The sequence below is a fragment of the Candidatus Marivariicella sp. genome (assembly GCF_983056325.1).
The window spans coordinates 22538-28905 of the sequence record NZ_CEZOWA010000021.1; the positions used below are offsets into that span (position 1 = coordinate 22538).

Consider the following 6368-nt stretch of genomic DNA (forward strand, 5'->3'; position numbering starts at 1 on the left):
AATATAGATTATAATAGTGAATTCAGATTCATAGACTTAGGTTTTGTAATATCTAAAATATCTAAAATTGTAGGTGCAATATTCCCTAAAATCCCATTTTTTATTTTATTTTTATTTTTGTCTATTAATATAATTGGAACAGGATTTAAAGTGTGTGCTGTATTTGGAGTCCCATCTTCATTAATCATAGTCTCACAATTTCCATGATCTGCAATTATTAAACTAGTATATTCCAATCTTAAAGCAACTTCGATAATCTCTTTACAACATGAATCAACTACTTCACAAGCTTTAGTTGCTGCGTTGAGGTTCCCGGTATGACCTACCATATCAGGGTTTGCAAAGTTTAAACACACAAAATCTGGTTGATCATTATTCATTTTGTTAATAATGGAATCTTTTATTTCAAAAGCTGACATTTCAGGCTTTAAATCGTAAGTAGCAACTTTTGGGGATTGACATAGTATCCTATCTTCATTTTTGAAAGCCTTCTCCCTACCTCCATTAAAGAAAAAAGTTACATGAGGATATTTTTCTGTTTCAGCAATTCGAGTTTGAGTCTTACCAGACTTAGATATTATCTCTCCCAATGTATCTTTAAGGTTCTCTTTATCAAAAATTATTTTAATTTTTTTAAACGAAGGGTCGTAGTTCGTAAGTGTAACAAAGTAAAGTTTGATCGGACTTAATTTGAATTCAGGATATGGTTTTTGAGTTAAAGATTTGGTTAATTGTCTACCCCTGTCTGTTCGAAAGTTAAAATAAATTACAACATCATCTTCCTGAATTTTTGAAATGGGTTCTCCACCTTTCGTATTAACAATTGGAGGCATAAACTCATCAGTTATTCCCTTTGAATAATTGTAGTTTAATTCTTTTAGTAAATCATTAGTTTTCTTTCCTGTATTATTTAATAAAAGATTATGTGATTTTTCAATTCTTTCCCACCTCTGGTCTCTATCCATAGAATAATATCTTCCGATAAGAGTAGCGATTTCTGCCCCAGTTTTTTTTAAAGTCGGTGTAATTTCTTTAATAAATCCAGGGGCAGATTTGGGATCAACATCTCTGCCATCGGTAAAAGCATGAATATATAGATTTTTTACATTTTCATTGTGCGCTATATTTAATAATGCAATCAAATGATTTAAGTGTGAATGAACTCCTCCATTAGAAAAAAGACCCAAAAAATGAACATTTTTACCATTTTTTTTACCATGTCGATATGCTTCGATTAGTATTTTTTCATTTTTTAAGACATTATTTTTTATTGCATTATTTATTTTGGCAAGATCCTGATAAACAACTCTACCAGCTCCTAAATTCATATGACCAACCTCACTGTTCCCCATTTGACCTAGAGGAAGTCCAACATGTTCTCCATGTGTTAGAAGCTCTGAGTTGGAATATTTCTCATATAAACTATCAATAAATGGTGTTTGAGCGTTTGCAATTGCAGATACAGATGGGTTGCTTGTTTTTCCCCAGCCATCAAGAATCATTAATAAAGCTTTAGACATTTTAAAAAATATTATAACAAAGATAACAATTCAACAAGCTTATTTATAGACTATGTGAACGAAAAAAATATTGTTTCTTTGTAAAAAAAAGTGATTTTAGGTATAGTCTATCGTTCTACGGGGAGCTGGTACAAGGTTGTTCATGGTAATAAAACCATTAACTGCAGGCTCCAAGGAAAATTGCGTTTGGAAGGTATTAAATCAACAAATCCTGTTGTCGTTGGTGATAAAGCATGGATAAATTATGATTCTAAGTCAAATGAAGGTATAATAATTAAAATTGAGCCCCGGGATAATTATATTGTTAGAAAATCTGTAAATCTATCTAAGCAAACCCATATTATTGCTTCTAATATTGATCATGCCTTTTTAATAATCACCTATGACAATCCTCCAACTTCAACCTCTTTTATTGACAGATTTCTCGTTACTGCTGATGCATATAAAATAAAATCTACTCTAGTATTTAATAAAATCGATTCTTATGATTCCAAAACTATGTCGAGAATAGATGAATTAATAAACACTTATAAAAACATAGGTTATAAAAGTTTAAAGATATCAGCAACACACGGTGAAAATTTAGATAAATTAAATCAAATTATATCAAATAAAGTTTGCATGTTTTCTGGGCATTCTGGGGTAGGTAAATCAACTCTTATAAATGCTATTTCTCCTAATCTTAAACTTAGAACATCTTCTATTTCAAATTATCATATGCAAGGTCAGCACACAACTACTTTTGCGGAAATGTTTGATTTAGAAAGCGGAGCTAAATTAATAGATACTCCAGGAATAAAAGGTTTTGGGCTAGTTGATATAAAAAAAAATGAAATAAGTAAGTATTTCCCTGAATTTAACAGACTCTCAAATAAATGTAAATTTAATGATTGTCTTCATGTAAACGAGCCAAAATGTGAGGTTAAGAAAGCAGTTGATCTAAATTTAATTTCATCTTCACGTTATAAAAGCTATATTCAGCTTTTAGAAGGGGATAATACATATAGAAATTCGTGAGGTTATTAATTCAAAAAGTTAAAAAAGCAAAAGTTTTAGTTTCGGGTGAAGTAGTAGGAAAAATTAATAAAGGATTATTAATTTTTCAAGGTGTTGAAGGTTTTGATAATGATGATGATATAAACTGGTTGGTTAATAAAGTTATTAATTTAAGAGTTTTTAATGACTTAAAAGATGTCAAGGATCATTCAATCAAAGATGTAAATGGAGAGATTCTAGTTGTTAGTCAATTCACTTTGATGGCTTCTACAAAAAAAGGAAACCGACCCTCTTATATAAAAGCTGCAGATCAATATTTTGCAGAAAAAATGTACAATAAATTTTTAAAAAAACTAAAAGATTCTTTAGGTAAAAAAATTGAATGTGGTATTTTCAGAGCAAGTATGGAAGTTGATTTAATTAATGATGGTCCAGTAACAATATGGATTGACTCAAAAAACAAACAATAATTACCAAATATTGACTTCGGGAATAAGATTGATTCCAAAAACTTTAAAAACTTTTTCTTGTATTATGTTTGATAGATTTAAAACTTCAACTCCTGAGGAATTTCCATAATTAACTAGTATTAATGCCTGAGATTTGTGAACACCAGCATCTCCTTTTCTGTAGCCTTTAAAATTTAATTTTTCAATTAACCATGCAGCAGAAATTTTAGTAGCTCCGCTAGAGGGGTAATTAGGAATTTCAGGATATTTATTTACTAAAACCTTAAATAAATTAGTATCGATTATTGGATTTTTAAAAAAACTGCCACAGTTTCCAATCTCCTTTGGATCAGGAAGTTTTGACTTTCTAATCCTAATTACAGTTCTCGCAATTTCGGTAAGACTGACGGGCCTATTTCCAATATTTTTTTCTATATCTCCATATTCAGTTTTAAAGTTGTGATAACCTGGTTTTGATAATTTCAACTTAATAGATGTAATTATGTAATTATTTTTCTCTTTATTTTTAAATATTGAATCTCGATATCCAAATTCACAATCTTCAATCGAAAAAACTTTTGTGTTTAAAGTCTCTAAATTAATTCCACTACACTCTACAAATACATCTTTTAATTCTACTCCATAAGCTCCTATATTTTGGATGGGGGCAGCACCAATACTTCCTGGAATTAAGGCTAAATTTTCGACTCCTCCATAGTTATTATTTATCGACCAAGTAACAAACTTGTGCCAATTTTCTCCAGCATTAACATTGACAATCACATGAGAGTCTGTTTCTTTTTCCACCAAAACACCTTTAGTATTCATGTGGATAGTTAATCCATTAAATTTTTTAGTCCATAAAATATTACTACCCCCACCTAAAACTTTTATTGGAAGTGAATTAGCCTTAAGAAGGCTAATTAAACTTGATATTTCGTCTATTTTGAAGTATTGTTGAGTAATTCCGTCAACACCAATAGTTGTGAGCTTTTTAATTGATTTATTTTCTTCTAATTGAATCATTTATCTAATATAGAAAAAGACTTATTAATTTTTACAGCCTTTATTTTTTTTTTAAAATATTCATTTAGGATTATGTTTTTTAAATACCCACAGCCTTATTACTTTTGTAACTAATTAATTAATATATAATGTCAATTCCCTCAAAATTTGTTCCATCGGATGTTGAAGACAAGTGGTACAAATATTGGTTAAAAAATAAGTTTTTTAAATCCACACCTGACGACAGAGAACCCTACACAATTGTAATACCTCCTCCAAATGTGACAGGAGTTCTCCACATGGGTCATATGATGAACAATTCATTACAAGACATTTTAATTCGCAGAGCAAGAATGAAAGGTTACAATGCATGCTGGGTTCCAGGGACTGATCATGCTTCAATAGCTACAGAAGCAAAAGTTGTTGCAAAACTTAAAACAAAAGGAATTTTAAAAAATGATCTTTCAAGAGAAGAATTTTTAAAACATGCTTGGGAATGGACAGATGAATATGGAGGAGTAATTCTTGACCAGCTAAAAAAAATTGGATGCTCATGCGACTGGGACAGAACAAAATTTACATTAGATCCTGAAATGTCAAAATCAGTAACTACTGTTTTTATAGATCTTTATAAAAAAGGATTAATTTATAGAGGTTACAGAATGGTTAATTGGGATCCACAGGCTCAAACTACTCTTTCTGACGAAGAAGTAATTTATAAAGAAAAGTCAGGAAGTTTATTCTATATATCTTATAAAATTGATAATTATGACGAAACACTTACAATAGCTACTACAAGGCCAGAAACTATTATGGGTGATACTGCAATATGTATTAATCCAAAAGATGAGAGATATAAACATTTACATGGTAAAAATGCTGTAGTACCAATTTCAAAAAGATCAATTCCAATAATATTAGATGAATATGTTGATATTGACTTTGGAACGGGATGCTTAAAAGTTACTCCAGCTCATGACCTTAACGACAAAAGCTTAGGAGAAAAACATAAACTAGAGTTTATCGATATTTTAAATCCTGATGGCACACTGAACTCAAATGGTCTTAAATACGAAGGAATAGATAGGTTTGAGGTAAGGAAATTGATAGTTAAAGATTTGGAGGGTTTAGGATGTCTCATTAAAAAAGAAAATTATATTAATAATATAGGAACTTCCGAAAGAACAAATGCAATAATAGAACCCAGAATTTCTGAACAGTGGTTTTTAAAAATGGAAAAATTAGCAAAACCAGCAATAGATGCTGTTTTAGAAACTAAAGAAATTAAGCTAGTTCCAGAAAAATTTAAAAATACTTATCGTCATTGGATGGAAAACATTACTGATTGGAATATATCCAGACAGTTATGGTGGGGTCACCGAATACCAGTATATTATTATGGAAAAAATAAAGATTTTTTTGTTGTTGCAGAATCTAAAGAAAAAGCTCTAGAATTAGCTATTATTGAATCTGGAAATCCAAATATGTTGATTTCAGAATTAATACAAGATAATGACGTTCTTGATACTTGGTTTTCCTCCTGGTTGTGGCCAATTTCAGTTTTTGATGGAATAAACAACCCTGACAACCGTGAGATAAACTATTATTATCCAACACAAGATTTAGTTACGGGTCCTGATATTTTGTTTTTTTGGGTAGCTCGAATGATAATAGCGGGTTATACATATAGAAACAAACCACCTTTTTCTAAAGTTTATTTAACCGGATTAGTTCGTGATCCAAAAGGGCAAAAAATGTCTAAGCAACTCGGTAATTCTCCAGATGCATTAGAATTGATAAGCGAATATGGTGCCGATGCTGTAAGAGTTGGTCTTATGCTTAGTTCTGCAGCTGGAAATGATTTATTATTCGATAAAGGCCTATGTAATCAGGGTAAAAACTTTGTTAATAAAATATGGAATGCTTATCGGTTAATCGATGGATGGATAGTAGACCCAAAAATTGATCAGCCAATTTCTTCAAAAGATGCGATAGAATGTTTTGAAAACAAATTCAACAAAGCCTTAGAATCTATTAATGACAACTTTGATAAATATAGAATTTCAGATGCTCTTATGACTGTTTATAAGTTGATTTGGGATGATTTTTGTTCTTGGTTATTGGAAGCTGTGAAGCCAGAATATGGATTATCTATCGATCCAAAATCAATAAATCAGATTAAAAATAGTTTCCAAGAAATTTTAAAATTAACACATCCTTTCATACCTTTTGTTTCGGAGGAGATCTGGCATTTTATGTCACCAAGAAGTGATACAGAATCATTAGTAATTAGTAAGTGGCCAATTCAAAATAAATATAACAATTCAGTTCTCGTAAATTACGAGCAGTTAAGAGAAATTGTTACATCAGTTAGGAACTTTCGAAAAGAAAATTCTTT

At 30.3% G+C, this 6368-nt stretch carries 5 protein-coding genes; 3 read left to right on the plus strand and 2 right to left on the minus strand.

The window, feature by feature from the left end; translation table 11 throughout:
- Positions 1–8: 8 nt before the first annotated feature.
- Entirely contained in the window at positions 9–1520 is a 1512-nt protein-coding gene (gene gpmI / locus AC3ATN_RS07500; RefSeq protein WP_487532654.1) for a 2,3-bisphosphoglycerate-independent phosphoglycerate mutase, read from the minus strand.
- A gap of 93 nt (positions 1521–1613) precedes the next feature.
- Between gpmI and rsgA the strand changes: the two genes are divergently transcribed.
- Both rsgA and dtd read left to right on the plus strand, forming a co-directional pair.
- Entirely contained in the window at positions 1614–2537 is a 924-nt protein-coding gene (gene rsgA / locus AC3ATN_RS07505; RefSeq protein ID WP_487532659.1) for a ribosome small subunit-dependent GTPase A, read from the plus strand.
- A complete protein-coding gene (gene dtd, locus AC3ATN_RS07510; RefSeq protein ID WP_487532655.1) occupies positions 2534–2986 on the plus strand; it encodes a D-aminoacyl-tRNA deacylase in 453 nt (150 codons plus the stop codon). Before rsgA ends, dtd begins: the two co-directional genes overlap by 4 nt.
- On the opposite strand, the gene murB is transcribed toward dtd, so the two are convergent.
- Entirely contained in the window at positions 2987–3991 is a 1005-nt protein-coding gene (murB, locus tag AC3ATN_RS07515; protein ID WP_487532656.1) for a UDP-N-acetylmuramate dehydrogenase, read from the minus strand.
- Between the two features lie 128 nt (positions 3992–4119).
- Between murB and AC3ATN_RS07520 the strand changes: the two genes are divergently transcribed.
- The coding region (locus AC3ATN_RS07520) for a valine--tRNA ligase (protein WP_487532657.1) at positions 4120–6368 on the plus strand (2249 nt) is incomplete at its 3' end.

Excerpts from the sequence above, each read along its gene's own strand:
- gpmI (WP_487532654.1), bottom strand. The coding sequence starts at position 1,520 with ATGTCTAAAGCTTTATTAATGATTCTTGATGGCTGGGGAAAAACAAGC.
- murB (WP_487532656.1), bottom strand. The coding sequence starts at position 3,991 with ATGATTCAATTAGAAGAAAATAAATCAATTAAAAAGCTCACAACTATT.